At 76.2% G+C, this 20,796-nt stretch carries 2 protein-coding genes and 1 pseudogene; all 3 read left to right on the top strand.

The genetic code is table 11. The features are described from left to right. A partial coding sequence (locus tag BIV25_RS45945; protein WP_071378561.1) for an SDR family NAD(P)-dependent oxidoreductase occupies positions 1 to 5,201 on the top strand: 5,201 nt, incomplete at its 5' end. Positions 5,202 to 5,267: 66 nt separating this feature from the next. Next, on the top strand, positions 5,268 to 15,374 hold the full coding sequence (locus BIV25_RS45940; RefSeq protein WP_071378560.1) for a type I polyketide synthase: 10,107 nt from the start codon (positions 5,268 to 5,270) through the stop codon (positions 15,372 to 15,374). A 38-nt stretch (positions 15,375 to 15,412) separates the two neighbouring features. After that, positions 15,413 to 20,796: pseudogene (locus BIV25_RS54010) on the top strand (type I polyketide synthase); the annotation flags it as partial.

The following is a 20,796-nucleotide window of genomic DNA, read 5'->3' as shown; positions in this document are numbered from 1 at the left end:
ATGTGATCCTGCAGGCCGTCACCGACGAACCTCCCACCGACGACGTCACCCCTGCCGTCCCGGACGCGGACCCGTCGTACGTCCCCTGGGTCGTCACCGCACGCAGCCGGGACGCCCTGCGCGCCCAGGCCGCCCAACTCCTGGAGCATCTGGGGGAGATACCCGACGTCACTCCGGCGGACCTCGGTCTGTCGCTCACCGCGACCCGCGCCGCCTTCGAGCACCGCGCCGTCGTCCTCGGCGCCGACCGCGCTGCTCTCACCGACGGGCTGCGCCTGCTCGCCGCCGGCGAGAGCGGGCCGCACACCGTCACCGGCGTGCACCGCGGTGACGGCAGGACCGCCTTCCTCTTCTCCGGGCAGGGCGCCCAGCGCCCGGGCATGGGCCGCGGACTCTACGACGCCCACCCCGCCTACGCGGACGCCTTCGACGCCGTCTGCGCCCACTTCGGCGCCGAACTGCGCGACCTCGTCCTCGGCGACGACGCGGAGCGGCTGAACCGCACCGAGTGGACACAGCCCGCGCTCTTCGCCGTCGAGGTCGCCCTGTACCGGCTGCTGGAGTCGTGGGGCATGCGACCGGACTTCGTCGCCGGCCACTCCATCGGCGAGATCGCCGCCGCCCACGTCGCCGGCGTGATGTCGCTCAGGGACGCCAGCGCCCTGGTCGCCGCGCGCGGCAGGCTGATGCAGGAACTCCCCTCCGGGGGCGCCATGTTCGCGGTGGAGGCCACCGAGGACGAGGTACGTCCGCTCCTGGAGGGACACCCGGACGCGGGCATCGCCGCCGTGAACGGGCCGGGCTCCGTGGTCGTGTCCGGCGCCGAGGACGTGGTCGCCGACATCGCCGCGCGGCTCGCCGCCGACGGGCGCCGTACCACCCGGCTGCGCGTCAGCCACGCCTTCCACTCCCCGCTCATGGAGCCGATGCTCGACGCGTTCCGCGAGGTCGCCGCGAACATCACCTACGAGGCGCCGCGCATGGCGGTGATCTCCAACGTCACCGGCCGCGCCGCCGCCGGCGGCGAACTGCAGGACCCGGAGTACTGGGTGCGCCATGTCCGGGAGGCCGTCCGCTTCGCCGACGGCGTCCGCTGGCTCGCCGAGCACGGCGCCGACCGGTTCCTGGAGGTCGGCCCCGACGGCACGCTCACCGCGATGGCGCAGAGCTGCCTGCCGGACGCCGAGGGCACACTGTTCGTGCCCGTGCTGCGCAAGGACCGGGCCGAGCACGAGACGCTCCTCGACGCCGTCGCCCGTGCCTTCGCGCACGGCCTGCCCGTGGACTGGCCGCGCCTGTTCGACGGCAGCGGCGCCCGCACCGTACCCCTGCCCACGTACCCCTTCCAGCGCCGTCGCTTCTGGCCCGGTCCGCCCGCGCTGCTCGGCGACGTCACGTCCGCGGGCCTCGGCGCGAGCAGCCATCCGCTGCTGGGCGCGGCCGTGGAACTGGCCGACGGCGCCACCCATGTCCTCACCGGCAGGCTCGCCCTCGGCAGCAGCCCCTGGCTCAAGGACCACGCGCTCACCAGCACCGCGCTGTTCCCGGCCACGGGATTCCTCGACCTCGCCCTGCACGCCGGTGCCCGCACCGGCTGCGAGCAGGTCGCCGAACTGACGATCCTGACCCCGCTCACCCTGCCCGCCCAGGGCGGCGTGCAGGTCCAGGTGCGGGTCGAGGCGCCGGACGCCACCGGCGCCCGCCCGCTGACCGTGCACGGCCGGCCCGACACCGCAGAGCCCGGCACGCCGTGGACCCTGCATGTCAGCGGCCTGCTCACCGCCATCGCCGAACCGGCCGCCGTACCGTACGACTTCACGGTCTGGCCGCCCGAGGACGGCACCGAGGTGCCGCTCGACGGCTTCTACGAGGCCTTCGCCGACCGCGGCCACCTCTATGGCCCGCTGTTCCAGGGCCTGACCCGGGTCTGGACGCGCGGCGAGGAGGTGTTCGCCGAGGCCGCGCTGCCTGCGGACGCCGCCCCCGCGGCCGACGCCTTCGACCTGCACCCGGCCCTGCTCGACGCCGCGCTGCACGCCGTGATGTTCGTGCCCATGAAGGACGCCGGACGGCTGCCGTTCTCGTGGAGCGACGTGCGCCTGGACGCCGTCGGCGCCTCGGCGCTGCGGCTGCGGATGGTCCAGGAGGGCCCGGAGGCCATCGGACTCGCCCTCGCCGACCCGACGGGCCGCCCCGTCGGCTCGGTCGGCTCGCTCACCCTGCGCGAGCTGACCGGCGACCTGGCCGGCTCCACCGTCGGTGCCCCGGACCGCCAGGGCCTGTACGAGCTGGACTGGCAGCCGGCGGCCACGGCGGACGCCGTCGCGCCGACCGCGTGGACGGTCGTCGGCGCCGACGAGGCGACGGCACTGGCCGACGCACTGCGGGCCGCCGGTCACACCGTGCGCCGGGCCCCGGATCTGGCCGCCGCCGCGCAGGACGAGCACGTCCCGGACACCGTGCTGTACGCCGTGCCCGCGCAGACTCCGGAGCACACCCCGGGCGCCCTCGCCGACGCGGGCCGTGCCACCCTCACCGAGGCGCTCGCCGTCGTCCAGCAGTGGGTCGACGACCCGGCGTTCGCGCACGCCCGGCTCGTCGTCGTCACCCGGGGCGCCGTCCCGGCGGGACCCCGGCCGGCCGACCCGGCGCAGGCGGCGGTGTGGGGCCTGGTGCGGGCCGCCCGTACCGAGAACCCCGGCCGGTTCGTCCTCGCCGACACCGACGGCAGCGACGCCTCGGCGGCGGCACTGTCCGCCGCGCTCGGCGACACCGCGTTCGAACTCGCCGTCCAGGAAGGGACGGTGACCACACCGCGCGTCGTCCCGCTGGCCGCCGACCGCGCCCTCGTCCCGCCCGCCGGCACCGACGCCTGGCGGCTCGGCGTGGCACAGCCGGGCAGCCTGGACAGCCTGCGCCTCGCGGCCTGCCCCGAGGTCGAGGCCGCGCTCGCCCCGAACGAGGTGCGCATCTCGGTGCGCGCCGCCGGCGTCAACTTCCGCGACGTCCTCACCACGCTCGGCATGTACCCCGGCGACGCCACCGCGATCGGCCTCGAAGGTGCCGGTGTGATCACCGAGACCGGCACCGACGTCACCGGCCTCGCCCCCGGCGACCGGGTGATGGGCATGTTCGCCGGCGCCTTCGGCCCCGTCGCGGTCGCCGACGCCCGGATGGTCGTCCCGATCCCGAAGGGCTGGAGCTTCGCCGAGGCCGCGACCGTACCCATCGTCTACCTCACCGCCTACTACGCCCTGGTCGACCTCGGCGGACTCAAGCCCGGCGAGAGCGTCCTCGTACACGCGGCGGCGGGCGGCGTCGGCTCGGCCGCGGTCCAGCTCGCCCGGCACCTCGGCGCCGAGGTGTACGGCACGGCGTCACCCGCCAAGTGGGACGCGCTGCGGGCCGCCGGACTCGACGACGCCCATCTCGCCTCGTCCCGCGACCTGGGCTTCGAGGCGCGACTGCGCACCGCCACCGAGGGCCGCGGCTTCGACGTCGTCCTCGACTCCCTGGCCCGGGAGTTCGTGGACGCCTCCCTGCGGCTGCTGCCGCGCGGCGGCCGGTTCCTGGAGATGGGCAAGACCGACGTCCGAGAGCCCGACCAGGTCGCCGCCGACCACCCCGGCGTCGGCTACCGGGCCTTCGACCTGATCGAGGCCGGACCCGACCGGATCGGCGAGATCCTCGCCGACCTGGCGGACCTGTTCGGGCGCGGTGCGCTGAGGCCGCTGCCGATGGCCGTGTGGGACGTCCGCCGGGCGCCCGACGCGTTCCGCTTCGTCAGCCAGGCGCGGCACGTCGGCAAGGTCGTCCTGACCCTGCCGACCGCTCCCGACCCGGCCGGCACCGTCCTGCTCACCGGCGGCCTCGGCGGACTCGGCCGTATCACCGCCCGCCACCTCGTCGAGGAGAACGGCGTACGGCACCTGCTGATCGCCGGCCGGCGCGGCGCGGACGCGCCCGGCGCGACCGAACTGCGCGACGAACTCGCCGCGTTGGGAGCGGACGTCACCGTGGCCGCCTGCGACGTGGCCGACCGCACCGCGCTCGCCGCGCTCCTCGCGGGCATTCCCGCCGACCGGCCGCTGACGGCCGTGGTGCACACCGCGGGCGTCCTCGCCGACGGCGTGCTGTCCTCGATGACACCGGACCGGCTGGAACGGGCGCTGCGGCCCAAGGCCGACGCCGTGGTCGCGCTGCACGAACTCACCCGAGACCTCGACCTCGCCCGGTTCGTGGTCTTCTCCTCGGTCGCCGGCACGTTCGGCGGCGCCGGACAGGCCAACTACTCGGCCGCCAACGCCTTCCTGGACGCCTTCGCCCAGCACCGGCGCGCCCAGGGCCTGCCCGCCGTCTCCCTCGCCTGGGGCACCTGGCTGCCCGAGGCGGGCATGACCGGAGAACTCGGCGACGCCGACCGCGAACGGCACGCCCGTACCGGCATGGTGCCGCTCGGACCCGGCACCGGCATGCGGCTGCTCGACGCCGCCGCCGACAGCGACCGGGCCGCACTGCTGCCGATGGACCTGGACCCGGCCGCCCTGCGCGAACACCACGACGTCCTCCCGGTCCTCCTGCGCGGCCTGGTGCGCACCCCCGCCCGGCGCCGCGCCACGGCCGCCGGGACGGCGCCCGCCGCGCAGGCACCGCAGTCGCTGGCCGACCGGCTGGCCCCGCTGCCCGCCGCGGACCGCGAGCAGCTCCTGCTCGACGTGGTCGCCGAGCAGGCAGCCGCCGTCCTCGGACACGGCTCGGCGGCCGAGATCGATCCCGAACAGACCTTCAAGGAGCTGGGCTTCGACTCCCTGACGGCGGTCGAGCTGCGCAACCGGCTCGGCGCGGCCACCGCTCTGCGGCTGCCCGCCACCCTGGTCTTCGACTACCCGACCGCCCTCGCCCAGGCCCGCTACCTGCTGGCGGAGCTGTCCCTGCCCGAGCCGCCCGGCACCGCGCAGGCCCTCCTCGGCGACATGGACCGCCTCGACAGCGCCCTGCAGGGCGCCGACGTGGCCGACGAGGACCGCGAAAAGGTCACCGCCCGGCTGCGTGAACTCCTCTCCCGCTGGCAGGGCGAGCCCCTCGCACCGACCCCCGCCGCCGTCCCCGCGGCCCTCGCCGACGAGGACGCGGAACTGGCCGAGGTCGAGACGGCGGGCGACCTCTTCGACCTGATCGACCGCGAGCTGGGGGACCTGTGAGCACCCCGCCGGTCCTCCGCACGCACCCGACGCCCCGGCTCCGCCCGGTTCAAGGAAGTGACTCTCGTGGCTGACGACGACAAGTACGTGGACTACCTCAAGCGGGTCACGGGTGAACTCCGCCAGACCCGCCGCAGGCTGCGCGAGGTCGAGGACCGCAGCCGGGAGCCGATCGCCGTCGTCGCGATGAGCTGCCGCTTCCCCGGCGACATCCGTTCGCCCGAGGACCTGTGGCGGCTCGTCGACGAGGGCCGGGACGCCATCGGCCCGCTGCCACAGGACCGCGGCTGGGACATCGCGGACCGCTACGACCCCGACCCCGACCGGCCCGGCACCTTCTCCACCCGGGAGGGCGGCTTCCTGCGCGACGCCGCCTCCTTCGACGCCGCCTTCTTCGGCATGAGCCCCCGCGAGGCGCTCGCCACCGACCCGCAGCAGCGGATCCTGCTGGAGGCGTCGTGGGAGCTGCTGGAGCGCGCCGGCATCCGGCCGCAGACCCTGCGCGGCAGCGCCACCGGCGTGTTCGTGGGCGCCGCGACCTCCGGCTACGGCCAGGGCCCGGTCGAGGTGCCCGAGGACGTGCACGGACTGATGCTCGCCGGCAACGCGACGTCGGTCGCCTCCGGCCGCATCTCCTACGTCCTGGGCCTGGAGGGACCCACGGTCACCGTCGACACCGCCTGCTCCTCCTCCCTGGTCGCCCTGCACTGGGCGGTGCAGGCGCTGCGCGCCGGTGAGTGCGACCTGGCCCTGACCGGCGGTGTCGCCGTCATGGCCACCCCGGGCCTGCTGTTCGAGTTCAGCAGGCAGCGCGGACTCGCCCCGGACGGCCGCTGCAAGGCGTTCGCCGAATCCGCCGACGGCACCGGCTGGTCCGAGGGCGTGGGCCTGCTGCTGGTGGAACGCCTCTCCGACGCCCGCCGCAACGGACACCCGGTGCTGGCCGTGGTCCGCGGCTCCGCCGTCAACTCCGACGGCGCCTCCAACGGGCTGACCGCGCCCAACGGGCCCGCCCAGCAGCGCGTCATCGAACAGGCCCTCGCAGGCGCCGGGATCACCGCGGCCGACGTCGACGCCGTCGAGGCGCACGGCACCGGCACCACCCTCGGCGACCCCATCGAGGCCCAGGCGCTCCTCGCCACCTACGGCCGCGCCAGGACCGCCGAACGGCCCCTGTACCTGGGCTCGTTGAAGTCGAACCTCGGCCACACCCAGGCGGCGGCGGGCGTCGCCGGCGTCATCAAGACCGTGCTGGCCCTCCAGCACGGCCGGCTGCCCCGCACCCTGCACGTGGACCAGCCGTCCACCCACGTCGACTGGGACGCCGGGCACGTCCGGCTGCTCACCGAGGCGACCGACTGGCCGCTCCCCGAGGACCGCCCGCGCCGCGCCGCCGTCTCCTCCTTCGGCATCAGCGGCACCAACGCGCACACCATCCTGGAGGCCGCACCCGCCGAGGAGCACCGGGACACCGACACGGCGCCCGCGACCGCCGTACGGCTGCCCCTGACGCCCTGGCTGCTGTCCGCGCGCGGCGCCGAAGCGCTGCGCGCCCAGGCCGCCCGCCTCCTCGCGCACACCGACGCCCACCCCGCCGACGACCCGCACGTCACCGCCCGCGCCCTCGCCGGCACCCGGCAGGGCTTCGAACACCGGGCCGTCGTCCTCGCGGCGGACCTGGCCGGCACCCGCGACGCCCTGCGCGCCCTCGCCGCGGGGGAGGAGCACCCGGCCGTCGTGACCGGCCGCACGCTGCGCGGCGCGACCGCGTTCCTCTTCTCCGGACAGGGCGCCCAGCGTCCCGGCATGGGCCGTGAGCTGTACGGCGCGTTCCCCGCGTTCGCCCGGGCCTTCGACGAGGTGTGTGTCCACCTCGACCCCGAACTCGGACGGAGCCTGAAGGAAGCCGTCTTCGACAGCGCCCCGGACGACGCGGCGCTGCGGGAGACCGGGCTCGCCCAGCCCGCCCTGTTCGCCGTCGAGGTCGCCCTCTACCGCCTGCTGGAATCGTGGGGCGTCACGCCGAAGTACCTCCTCGGGCACTCGCTGGGCGAGCTGTCCGCCGCGCACGTCGCCGGCGTGTGGTCGCTGCCCGACGCCTGCCGGCTCGTCGCCGCCCGCGGACGCCTGATGCAGGACCTGCCGCGCGGCGGCGCCATGGTCTCCGTCGAGGCCGCCGAGGACGAAGTGGCCGCGCTGCTCGCCGAACACGGCGGCGCCGTGTCGGTCGCCGCCGTCAACGGGCCGCGCGCCACCGTGATCTCCGGCGACGAGGCCGCCGTCGAGGCGGTCGCCTCGTCGCTGGGCGCCCGCGGCCGCACCACGCGCAGGCTCCGGGTCTCGCACGCCTTCCACTCCGCGCGCATGGACGCCGCCCTGGACGCCTTCCGCGCGGTCGCCGAGAGCGTCACGGCGCACCCGCCGCGCCTGACCGTGGTCTCCAACCTCACCGGACGCCCGGCCACCGCCGAGGAACTGACCTCCGCCGACTACTGGGTGCGCCACCTGCGCCACGCCGTCCGCTTCGCCGACGGCATCGACTGGCTCGCCGCCCACGGCGTCACCCGCTACCTGGAACTCGGCCCCGACGCCACCCTCACCGCGCTCGCCGGTGCCGCACTGCCCGACGACACCGTTGACCGGCTCTGCGCGCCCGTGCTGCGCAAGGACCGCCCCGAGCCGGACACCCTGCTCGCCGCCGTCGCCGCCGCCCACGCCCACGGAGTCTCCGTCGACCTGACGGCCCTGCTCGGCAGCGATCCGGCCGACCCCCGAGTCGACCTGCCCACCTACGCGTTCACGCGCGACCGTTACTGGCTGCGGCCCGCCGACACCACCGGCGACGTCACCGGCGCCGGACTCACCGGCACCGGACACCCCCTGCTCGGGGCCGTCGTCCGCGTCGCCGACGACGACCGCGTGCTGCTCACCGGCCGACTCTCCACCCGTACCCAGCCCTGGCTCGCCGACCACACCGTGTCCGGCACCGTCCTGCTCCCGGGTACCGCGTTCGTCGAACTCGTGCTGCGCGCCGGTGACGAGGTCGGCTGCGGCCTCCTCGACGACCTCACCCTCGAAGCCCCGCTGGTCCTCCCGGACACCACCGGCGTCCAGCTCCAGATCGCCCTCGGCGCCCCCGACGCCGACGGCCGCCGGCCGGTCACCGTGCACTCCCGGGCCGACGCCGACGACGACAGCCCGTGGACCCGGCACGCCACCGCCGTCCTCGCCCCGGCGCCCGCCGCACCCGAGGCCGAACCCGTCGCCTGGCCGCCCGCGGAGGCCCACAGCCTCCCACTGGACGGCTTCTACGGCGCACTCGCCGCCCAGGGCTACCAGTACGGCCCCGTCTTCCAGGGCCTGCGGGCCGCCTGGCGCTCCGGCGACACCTGGTACGCCGAGGTGGCACTCCCGGAGGAGCAGCACCGCGACGCCGCCCGGTTCGGCCTGCACCCGGCCCTCCTGGACGCCGCCCTGCACACCCAGCTCGCCGGTGCCGACGGCGCAGACGCCGCCGAACAGGCGGGCGTGGGCCTGCCGTTCGCGTTCGGCGGCGTCACCCTGCACGCCGTCGGCGCCACCGAGCTCCGGGTCCGTCTGGACCGCGGCTCCTCCGGCGCCGTCAGCCTGCACCTCGCCGACGGCACCGGAAACCCCGTCGCCACCGTCGGCTCCCTCGTCAGCCGCCCGGTCTCCCAGGGCGCCCTGCCCACCTCCCGGCCCGCCGACGGCGCCCTGTTCACCGTGCGCTGGAGCGACACCGCCCTGCCCGACACGGCGGACACCGACGGCTGGCGGCTCGCCGGCGGAGATCCGGCGGGCCTGGTGCCCGCCTGGCCGGCGCTCGGCGCCGACGACACGCCCACGGCCGTCGTCCTGCCGTACACCTCCGCCCCCGGCGAGACCCCCGCGAGCATCGCCGGCCGCGTCCTGACCGACCTGCAGACACTGCTGGCCGATCCGCGCACCGACGGTGCCCCGCTCGTGATCGTCACGCGCGGCGCCGTGAGCGCGGCCGACGGCGAGGACGTCAGCGACCTGTCCGCCGCCGCCGTCTGGGGCCTGGTCCGCTCGGCCCAGACCGAGAACCCGGGCCGGCTCGTCCTCGCCGACCTCGACGACACCGACGCCTCCCGCGCCGCCCTCGCCGCCGCCGTCAGCACCGGAGCCACCCAGCTCGCCCTGCGCGACGGCACGCTGCGCACACCGGCGCTGGCCCGCGCCGCCACGGCCGACCGGGCGCCCGGCTGGGACGCCGACGGCACCGTCCTGATCACCGGCGGCACCGGCGCGCTCGGCGCCCTGGTCGCCCGCCACCTGGTCACCACCCACGGCGTGCGCTCCCTGCTGCTCACCTCCCGGCGCGGCCCCGACGCCCCCGGCGCCCGCGAGCTGACGGACGAACTCGCCGCGCACGGGGCCGCCGTACGCGTCGAGGCCTGCGACGCCGCCGACCCCGGCGCGCTGGCCGCGCCGCTCGCCGCGCTGCCCGCGGACCGGCCGCTGCGCGGCGTGGTGCACACCGCGGGCATCCTGGACGACGGCGTGCTCGGCTCGCTCACCCCCGACCGGCTCGCCGCCGTGCTGCGCGCCAAGGCGGACAGCGCGCTCGCCCTGCACACGGCGACCCGGGACGCCGACCTCACCGCCTTCGTCCTGTTCTCCTCGGCCTCCGGCCTGTTCGGCGGCGCCGGACAGGCCAACTACGCCGCCGCCAACACCGTCCTGGACGCCCTCGCCCACCACCGCCGCACCGCCGGTCTGCCCGCCACCTCACTGGCCTGGACCCTGTGGGACCACGACAGTGGCATGACCGGCGGCCTCGGCGACGAGGACCGGCGCCGCATCGCGGCCTCCGGGCTGCCCGCCCTGGACCCCGAGCAGGCGCTGCGACTGCTCGACGAGGCCCTCGCCACCGGCGAGCCGCTCCTCGCACCGCTGCGCACCGACCCGGCGGCGCTGCGCGCCGCCGCCTCCGCCGGCCGGCTGCCCGCCCTGCTGCACGGCCTCGTCCCGGCACCGGCCCGGCGCACCGCCCGCGCCGCCGACGCGGACGCCTCCGCCCTCGGCCGCCGCCTGGCCGGACTGTCCGCACCCGACCAGGAACGCCTCCTGCTCGACGTCGTCCGCCGGCACGCCGCGGTCGCCCTCGGACACGGCTCGGCCGGCGCCGTCGACGGCGAACAGTCCTTCAAGGACCTCGGTTTCGACTCCCTCACCTCCGTCGACCTGCGCAACCGCCTCAACGCCGAGACGGGGCTGCGGCTGCCCGCGACGCTCGTCTTCGACCACCCCCGCCCCAGCGCGCTCGCCCGCCACCTGGCCCGGGAACTCACCGGCGTCACCGAGGAGTTCGCCACCACGACGGCCGCCGCCGGGGAGGACGACCCGGTCGTCATCGTCGCCATGGCCTGCCAGTACCCGGGCGGTGTCAGCTCGCCCGAGGACCTGTGGCGGTTCGTGTCCGAGGGCGGCGACGCCATCGGCGCCTTCCCCACCGACCGCGGCTGGGACCTGGACCGCCTGCCCGGCCTGGAGGCCGGATTCCTGTACGGCGCCACGCACTTCGACGCCGCCCTGTTCGGCATCGCCCCGCGCGAGGCGCTCGCCATGGACCCCCAGCAGCGGCTGCTCCTGGAGACCTCCTGGGAGGTCTTCGAGCGCGCCGGCATCGACCCGCTGTCGCTGCGCGGCAGCGGCACCGGCGTCTACGTCGGCGCCATGGGCTCCGGCTACGCCTCCGGCCTGGCCGACATCCCCGAGGGCATGGAGGGCTACATCGGGCTCGGCGTGTCCGGCAGCGTCATCTCCGGCCGCGTCGCCTACACCTTCGGTCTGGAGGGGCCGACCATGACGGTCGACACCGCCTGCTCCTCCGCCCTGGTCGCCCTGCACCTCGCCGCCCACGCCCTGCGTCAGGGCGAGTGCTCCATGGCGCTGGCCGGCGGTGTCACCGTCATGGCCACACCCGGCACCTACACCGAGTTCACCGCCCAGAACGGGCTGGCCGCCGACGGCCGGTGCAAGGCGTTCGCCGCCTCGGCCGACGGCACGAGCTTCTCCGAGGGCGTCGGCATGCTCCTGCTGGAACGCCTCTCCGACGCACGGCGCAACGGCCACCCCGTCCTCGCGGTGGTCCGCGGCTCCGCCACCAACCAGGACGGCGCCTCCAACGGCCTGACCGCCCCCAACGGGCCCTCCCAGGAGCGCGTCATCCGCCAGGCCCTCGCCTCGGCCGGGCTCGCCCCGGCCGACGTCGACGCCGTCGAGGCGCACGGCACCGGTACCACCCTCGGCGACCCCATCGAGGCCCAGGCGCTGTTCGCCACCTACGGCCGCGGGCGGCCCGCGGACGAGCCCCTGTTGCTGGGATCCGCCAAGTCCAACTTCGGGCACACCCAGGCCGCCGCGGGCGCCGCGGGCATCATCAAGATGGTCATGGCCATGCGCCACGGCGAACTGCCCCGCACCCTGCACGTCGACGAGCCCTCCCCGCACATCGACTGGTCCAGCGGCACCATCGAGCTGCTCACCGAGGCCCGGCCCTGGCCGGCCCGCGGCGACCGGCCCCGCCGCGCGGGCGTGTCCTCCTTCGGCATCAGCGGCAGCAACGCCCACGTCGTCCTCGAGGAACCCCCCGCCGCCGAGCCCGCCGCCGAGCGCCCGGTGCCCGCCGCCGCGCCCCTCCTGTACCCCGTCTCCGGACACACCCCGGACGCGCTGCGCGCCCAGGCGGCCCGGCTGCGCACCCACCTCCTGCACCACGACGACGACCCCCGCGACCTCGCCCGCACCCTCACCGTCGCCCGCCACCCGCAGGCCCACCGCGCCGCGGTCGTCGCCGCGGACCGCGAGGAACTCCTGGCCGGGCTCGCCGCCGTCGCCTCCGGCGAACCGCACCCCGGCACGGCCACCGGCACCGCCGACGGCGGCCGGCTCGCCGTCCTGTTCAGCGGCCAGGGCGCCCAACGCCCCGGCATGGGCAACGCGTTGTACGACGCCCACCCCGTCTACGCGCAGACCTTCGACGCGGTCTGTGCCGAACTCGACCGCCACCTCGACGGACCGCCGCTGCGCGACGTCGTCCTCGCCGCCGAAGGCAGCGCCGAGGCCGCCCTGCTGGACCGCACCGCCTACACACAGGCCGCACTCTTCGCCTACGGCACCGCCGCCCACGCCCTGGCCACGTCCTGGGGCGTACGGCCCGACGTGCTCGCCGGGCACTCCATCGGCGAACTGACCGCCGCGCACGCCGCCGGCGTCTTCGACCTGGCCGACGCCTGCGCGCTGGTCGGCGCCCGAGGACGGCTCATGCAGAGCCTGCCCGAGGGCGGCGCCATGGCCGCGCTGGAGGCGACCGAGCAGGAGGTACTGCCCCTGCTGGCGGACCGGGCCGACCGCGTCGCCGTCGCCGCGGTCAACGGGCCCGTCTCCGTGGTCGTCTCCGGCCGGGCCGAGGACGTGACGGACATCGCCGCCGAGTTCGCCGCACGAGGCCGCAAGACCCGGCGCCTGAACGTCAGCCACGCCTTCCACTCGCCGCTGATGGACGCCATGCTCGACGACTTCCGCGCCGTCGCCGCGCGCGTCGGCTTCCACGCCCCCACCGTGCCCGTCGTGTCCAACGTGACCGGAGCCCTCGCGGCCGGCGACGACCTGCTCACCCCCGACTACTGGGTGCGCCACGTCCGCCGGGCCGTGCGCTTCGCCGACACGGTCCGCACACTGGAGGAGAGCGGCGTCACCCACTGCCTCGAACTCGGCCCCGACGCCACCCTCACCACCCTGGTGCAGGACGGCCTCACCGCGTCCGCGAGCGTGACCGCCGTATCCCTCGTCCGCCGCGACACGCCCGAGGACCGTTCCGCGCTGCTCGCCGCCGGCACGCTGCACGCGCACGGGCTCGGCGACGTACCGGCCGTACCGGCCGCCGCCGAGGCCCGGCCCGTGCCCCTGCCGACGTACGCCTTCCAGCGCGAGCGGTTCTGGCTGGAGGCGTCCGCGCCCGCCGCCGCGGCCGGCCAGGACGCCGCGTTCTGGGAACTCGTCGAGGCCGCGGACCCCGCCGTCCTCGCCGAGCGCCTCGCCGTCGACAGCGACGCCCCGCTCAGCGCCGTACTGCCCGCGCTCGCCGCCTGGCGCGGCGAGGACCGCAGGCAGGCGCAGATCCAGCGCTGGGAACACCGCGTGGTGTGGCGGCCCGCCGCGGACGCCGCCGCCACCCTCACCGGCGGCTGGCTCCTCGCCGTCCCCGGCCGGCTCGACGGCGGCCCCTGGGCGACCTCCGTCGCGGACGCGCTCACCGCCCACGGCGCCCGCGTCCGCGTGCTGCCCGTCGACTGCGCCGGCGCCGACCGCACCGCCCTGGCCGCCGCCCTCGCGGACCTGCGCCGGGACGACGACGGTCCCTGGACCGGCGTGGTGTCCCTGCTCGCCGCCGACACCGACGCGCTGCCCGGACACGCCGCCGTACCGGCCGGCCTCGCCGCCACCGCCGCCCTCGTCCAGGCACTCGCCGACGGCACCGGCGCGGCGCGGCTGTGGGCGCTCACCGCGGGCGCCGCGGGCGTGCTCGGCACCGAGGCGCCCGTCGCGCCCGAACAGGCCGCCGTGTGGGGGCTGGGCCGCACCGCAGCCCTCGAACACCCGCAGCTCTGGGGTGGTCTGGTGGACCTGCCCGCCGGGACCGACGCGGCCGTACCGGCCGACGTCGCCCGGCGCCTGGCCGCCGCACTGGCCGGCCGCACCGGCGAGGACCAGATCGCCGTACGGCCCGCGGGCACGTTCCTGCGCCGCCTCGAACGCGCCCCGGCCGGCGCGCCCCCGGCGCCCGCGCCCGACTGGTCGGGCACCGTCCTGCTCACCGGCGCCACCGGCGCGCTCGGCCTGCGCACGGCCGCCTGGCTCGCCGCCCAGGGCGCCACCCGCATCCTGGCCGTCAGCCGTTCCGGCGCGGCCTCCGAAGGCGCCGCCCGCCTCAAGGACGCCCTCGCCGACTCCGCCACCGAACTGGTCCTGGCCGCCTGCGACACCGCCGACCGCGAGGCACTCGCGGCGCTCCTCGCCGAACACCCCGTCGACGCCGTCGTCCACACCGCGGGTGTGCTGGACGACCGGCTCCTCGACAGGATGGACACCGCCGCCCTGGACCGCGTCCTGCGCCCCAAGCTGGCGGCCGCCCGTCACCTCGACGAACTGACGCGGGGGCGCGAGCTCAGCGCGTTCGTCCTGTACTCGTCGGTCTCCGGCACCCTCGGCACCATCGGCCAGGCCAACTACGCCGCGGCCAACGCCTACCTGGACGCGCTGGCCGAACGCCGCCGGGCCGCCGGGCTGCCCGCCACCTCGCTGGCCTGGGGGCCGTGGGCGGGCGGCGGTATGGCCGGCGCCGACGCCGACGGCGAGAACCGTATGCGGCGCGGCGGCATCGACCCGCTCGACCCCGAGCGGGCCGTCGACGCCCTCGGCCGGGCCCTGGCACGCACCGACGCCGTCCTCGCCGTCGCCGACATCGACTGGACCCGCTTCGCGCCCGGCTTCACCACCTCCCGGCCCAGCCCGCTGCTCGCCGACCTCCCCGAGGTCCGCGACCTGCTCGCCCAGCGTCCGCAGAGCACCGCGGGCGCCTCGCAGGCCCTGCGTGAACGGCTCGCCGGACAGTCCGGCGCCGAGCGCGAACGCACCCTGACCGCCCTGGTGCGGACCGAGGCCGCCGCCGTCCTCGGCCACACCGGCACCGACCGGGTCGGCGCCACGACGGCGTTCAACGCCCTCGGCTTCGACTCGCTGATGGCCGTCGAACTGCGCAACCGGATCGGCGCCGCCACCGGCCTCGCGCTGCCCGCCACGCTGCTGTTCGACCAGCCGAGCGCCACAGCGCTCGCCGGATACCTGCGCGGCCGGCTCTCGGACGACACCGACGGCGCCTCCGCCGTCCTCGCCGGACTGGACACCCTGGAGGCGGCGCTGGCCGCACTGCCGCAGGACGACGCCCGACGCGACCGCATCGGCGCCCGGCTGCAATCGCTCCTCGGCGGCTTCACCGGCCGCACCACAGTCGCCGTCGCCGTCGCCGCCCCCGCCACCGGCGGCGACGACGTCAGCGACCGGATCCAGTCCGCCGGCGCGGACGAGATCTTCGACTTCATCGAGAACGACCTCGGCATCTCCTGACGGCACGGCCACGGGACCTGAGAACGGGTGAGAACACCATGACCGATGAGGACAAGCTCCTCGGCTACCTGAAGAAGGTCACGGCCGACCTCCACCAGACGCGGCAGCGCCTGGCCGCGGCCGAGGCACACCAGCACGAACCCCTGGCGATCGTCGCGATGGGCTGCCGTTTCCCCGGTGGTGTCAACGACCCCGACGACCTGTGGCGGCTGCTGGACGACGGCACCGACGCCATGACCGACTGGCCGCGCGACCGCGGCTGGGACATCGACGCCCTGTACGACCCGACCCCGGGCACGCCCGGCCGCAGCTACACCCGCACCGGCGGATTCGTCGAACGCGTCGGCGACTTCGACGCCGGGTTCTTCGGCATCTCGCCGCGCGAAGCCGTCGGCACCGATCCGCAGCAGCGCGTTCTGCTGGAGATCTGCTGGGAGGCCCTGGAACGCGCCGGGCTCGACCCGCTCGCCCTGCGCGGCAGCCGCACCGGCGTGTTCTGCGGCACCAACCTGCAGGACTACACCACGCTGCTCAGCCTGTCCGACAACGCGGGCGACGACGGGGTGGGCAACGCCTCGAGCGTGCTGTCCGGCCGGATCTCCTACACCCTCGGCCTCGAAGGCCCCGCCGTCTCCGTCGACACCGCCTGCTCCTCCTCCCTGGTCACCCTCCACCTGGCAGCGCAGGCCCTGCGCGCGGGGGAGTGCGACCTCGCTCTCGCCGGCGGCGTCACCATCATGTCGACGCCCACGATCTTCCTGGAGTTCAGCCGCCAGCGCGGCCTGTCGCCCGACGGCCGGTGCCGCGCGTTCGCCGACACCGCCGACGGCACCGCCTGGGGCGAGGGCGCCGGAATCCTCGTCGTCGAACGGCTCTCCGATGCGCGTCGCAACGGACATCCCGTCCTCGCCGTCCTGCGCGGCTCGGCCGTCAACCAGGACGGTGCCTCCAACGGCCTCACCGCCCCCAACGGGCCCTCCCAGGAACGCGTCATCTGGCAGGCCCTGAACAGCGCGCAGCTCGCCCCCGCCGACGTCGACGCCGTCGAGGCGCACGGCACCGGCACCACCCTCGGCGACCCCATCGAGGCCCAGGCGCTGCTCGCCACCTACGGCCAGGACCGGCCCGCGGAGCGGCCGCTGCTGCTCGGCTCGGTGAAGTCGAACATCGGCCACACCCAGGCCGCGGCCGGCGTCGCCGGCATCATCAAGACAGTCCTCGCCCTGCGCGCCGGCCGGCTGCCCGCCACGCTCCACGTCGACCTGCCCAGCCGGCACGTCGACTGGTCCGCCGGAAACATCGAACTGCTCACCGAGGCCCGCACCTGGCCGGCCGTCGGCGACCGGCCGCGCCGCGCGGGCGTCTCCTCCTTCGGCGTCAGCGGCACCAACGCCCACGTCATCCTCGAACAGGCCCCGCCCGCCGACCGGCACGACACCCCCGAGCCGGGGCGCGAGGCACCCCGCCCGCGCGCCTTCGCCGTCTCCGGCCGCACCGCGGCCGCCCTGCGCGACCAGGCCCGCCGGCTCGCCGCCCACCTGCGCTCCGCCCCGGACGGCGGGCCGCACCCCGCCGACCTCGCCTGGTCCCTCGCCGGCACCCGGTCCGCCCTCGAACACCGCGCCGTCGTGGTCGCCGCCGACCACGACGTGCTCCTGCGCGGCCTGACCGCCCTGGCCGACGCCACCCCCGACCCCGCCGTGGTGCGCGGCGTCGCCGACACCGAGGGCGACCCCGTCTTCCTCTTCCCCGGCCAGGGCCCCCAGTGGGAGGGCATGGCCACCGAACTCCTCGACACGGACGCCCGGTTCCGCGCCTACTTCGACGAAGCCGCCGCCGCCGTCGAGGATTTCACCGACTACCGCGTCCTCGACGTGCTGCGCGGCGCCCCCGGCGCCCCGCCCCTGGAACGGCTCGACGTCGTCCAGCCCACCCTCTTCGTCGTCTGTGTCGCCCTCGCCCGGCTGTGGATGGCGTGCGGGGTCCGCCCCGCCGCGGTCGCCGGACAGAGCCAGGGCGAGATCGCCGCCGCCCACATCGCCGGCATCCTGACCCTCCAGGACGCGGCCCGCGTCGTCGTCACCCGCTCCCGCGAGCTGACCGCCATCACCGGCCGCGGCGGCATGGTCGCCGTACCCCTGCCGCTGGCCGACGTCGAGCAGCTCATCGCCCCCTACGACGGCCGGATCGGCGTCGGTTCCGTCACCGGCCCGCGCTCCGTCACCGTCTCCGGCGACGCCGAGCCGCTCGCCGCACTGCTGGCCCACCTGACCGACGACGGCATCCGCGCACGCCGCGTCCCCGTGGACTACGCCTCCCACTGCGCCCAGGTCGAGGAGGTCCGCGACGCCCTGCTCACCGGATTCGCCCCGGTGCGCCCGCGCCCTGCCGAGATTCCCTTCCACTCCACCGTCACCGGGGCACGCATCGAGGACACCACCACGCTCGACGCCGCCTACTGGTACGACAACATCCGCCGCACCGTGCGATTCGAGAGCACGGTGCGCGCCCTCGCCGACGCCGGACAGCGCGTCTTCGTCGAGATGGCCCCGCACCCCGTGGTCACCACGGCCGTCGGCGACATCCTCGACGACCTGGGCATCACCGACGGCGCCGTCCTCGGCACCCTGCGCCGCTCCGAGGGCGGCACCGAACGCTTCCTGCAGTCCGTGGCCGGCCTTGCCGTCCGCGGTGGCCCCGTGGACTGGAACGCCGTCCACGACGAGCCCGCACACCGCGTCGACCTGCCCGTCTACGCCTTCCAACGCCGCCGCTACTGGCCCGCGTTCACCACCGCCGCGACGGCGCAGACCACCGACGGCGCGGACGCCCCGTTCTGGCAGGCCGTCGAGTCCGGCGACCACGCCACGCTCGCCGAAGCCCTCGGCCTCGACCCACAGACCGCGGCCACACTCGCCCCCGCCCTCGCCGGCTACCGGCGGCGCGGCACCGACCGCGCCACCGCCGACCGCTGGCGCTACCGCATCACCTGGCACCCGTTGCAGGACCCGACGGCCCCCGCCCTCACCGGCCGCTGGACCCTCGTCGTCCCCCGCGGCCACGAGAACGGACCCGAGGCCACCGCCGTCCGGGCCGCCCTGACCCGCGCGGGCGCCGACTGCGTCCCCGTGACCGTCGACGGCCACCTCGACCGCACCGGCCTCGCCGCCGCGCTGGCCGACGCGACCGACGGGGCCCGCGGCGTGCTGTCCCTGCTTGCCCTGGACGACAGCCCGCACCCCCGACACCCCCAGCTGCACAGCGGGTTCGCCACCACCGTCGCCCTCGTACAGACGCTGGACGACCTGGCCAACCGGCTGCCCGTGTGGTTCCTCACCCGCGGCGCCGTCGCCACCCGCTCCGACGCCGCCCCGACCGCACCGGCCCAGGCGCTGATCTGGGGCTTCGGCCGGGTCGTCGCCCTGGAACAGGCCGACTGCTGGGGCGGCCTGATCGACCTGCCCGAGCACCTCGACGCCCGCACCGCCGACCGCGTCGTCGCCGTCCTCGCCCGAACCGACCACGAGGACCAGGTCGCCGTACGCGCCACCGGTCTCCTCGGCCGACGGCTGGAGCGCGCCGCCATCGGCGGACTGCCGGGCCGCCGCCAGTGGCGTCCGCAGGGCACCGTCCTCGTCACCGGCGGCACCGGCGCCCTCGGCCGCCACGTGGCCCGCTGGCTCGCCCGCGCGGGAGCCCCCCACCTCCTCCTCGTCAGCCGCTCCGGCCCCGACGCGGAAGGCGCCGCCGAACTCCTCGCCGAACTGAACGCCGCCGGCACCCACGCCGAACTCGTCGCCCGCGACATCGCCGACCCCGCGGACCTCGCCGGCCTCCTGGCCGCCATCCCCGAGGACCGCCCCCTCACCGCCGTCTTCCACACCGCCGCGGTCCTCGACGACGGCGTCATCGGCTCGCTCACGCCCGAACGCCTCGCCGAGGTCCTGCGGGTCAAGGTGGGCGGCGCCCTCAACCTCGACGCCGCCACCCGCGACCTGGACCTCTCCGCGTTCGTGCTGTTCTCCTCGTCCTCCGGCGTCTTCGGCAGCCCCGGACACGGCAACTACGCCCCCGGCAACGCCTACCTCGACGCCCTCGCCGAGGGCCGCCGCTCCCGCGGCCTGCCCGCCACGGCGATCGCCTGGAGCGGCTGGGCCGACGGAGGCATGGCCGCCGGCACCGTCGGCGAACGCCTGCAGCGCCACGGCGTCCGCCTCATGGACCCCGCCGTCGCCGTCACCGCCCTCCAGGACGCCCTCGACCAGGACGACACCGCACTCGTCGTCACCGACATCGACTGGGAGGTCTTCGGCGCCGAACTCGACAAGGGCCGGCCACGCCGCCTCTACGCCGAACTCCCGGACCTGGAACGGCTGCGCGCCCGCCGCCCGGCCACCCCGACCGCATCCGGCGGCGACGAGAACGACCTGATGGCCACGATCGCCGCCCTCGGGGACGCCGAACGGCGCCACGCACTGCTCGAACTGGTCCGCGGACACATCGCGTACGTCCTCAACCACCCCAGCCCCGACGACGTCGAACCCGCCCGGGCCTTCCGGGAACTCGGCTTCGACTCCCTCACCGCCGTCGAGCTGCGCAACACCCTCGGCGAGGCGACCGGCATGCGACTGCCCGCCACCCTCGTCTACGACTACCCCACCCCCGCGGCCCTGGCCGAGCACCTCGGCGAGCAGCTCGCCCCGGCGGGCCCCGCCGCCTCCGCCGGTGCCGTCGCCTCCGCCGGTGCCGTCGCCGCCAACCGCCGGGACACCGCCGAGGACCCGGTCGTGATCGTCGGCATGGCCTGCCGCTTCCCCGGCGGGGCGGACACCCCGGAGCGGTTCTGGCGGCTCCTGTCCGACGGCACCGACGCGATGGGCCCCTTCCCCGCGGACCGTGACTGGGACCTGGCCGGACTCTACGACCCCGAACCCGGCACGGCGGGCCGTACCTCCACACTCACCGGTGGCTTCCTCGACGGCTTCGCCGACTTCGACCCCGGCGTCTTCGCCATCTCGCCCCGTGAAGCCCTGGCCATGGACCCGCAGCAGCGGCTCCTGCTGGAGGTCGCCTGGGAGACGTTCGAGCGGGCGGGGATCGACCCGCGCTCGCTGCGCGGCAGCCGCACCGGCGTGTTCGCCGGTACCAACTACCAGGACTACACCTCCCGTCCGCTCGCACCGGGCGACGAGGTCGGCGCCCACCTGGGCACGGGCAACTCCGCCGCCGTCCTGTCGGGCCGCGTGTCGTACACCTTCGGCCTGGAGGGCCCGGCGGTCACCGTCGACACCGCCTGCTCGTCCTCCCTCGTCGCACTCCACCTCGCGGCACAGGCGCTGCGCACCGGGGAGTGCGACCTGGCCCTGGCCGGTGGCGTCACCGTGATGTCCACGCCCGGTCTGTTCGTGGACTTCAGTCGTCA

It is taken from the genome of Streptomyces sp. MUSC 14, from assembly GCF_001866675.1.
In the GTDB taxonomy this organism is placed as follows: Bacteria; Actinomycetota; Actinomycetes; order Streptomycetales; family Streptomycetaceae; genus Streptomyces.
The sequence above is the reverse complement of the archived record's forward strand: the minus strand, read 5'-3'. Positions and strand labels throughout refer to the sequence as shown.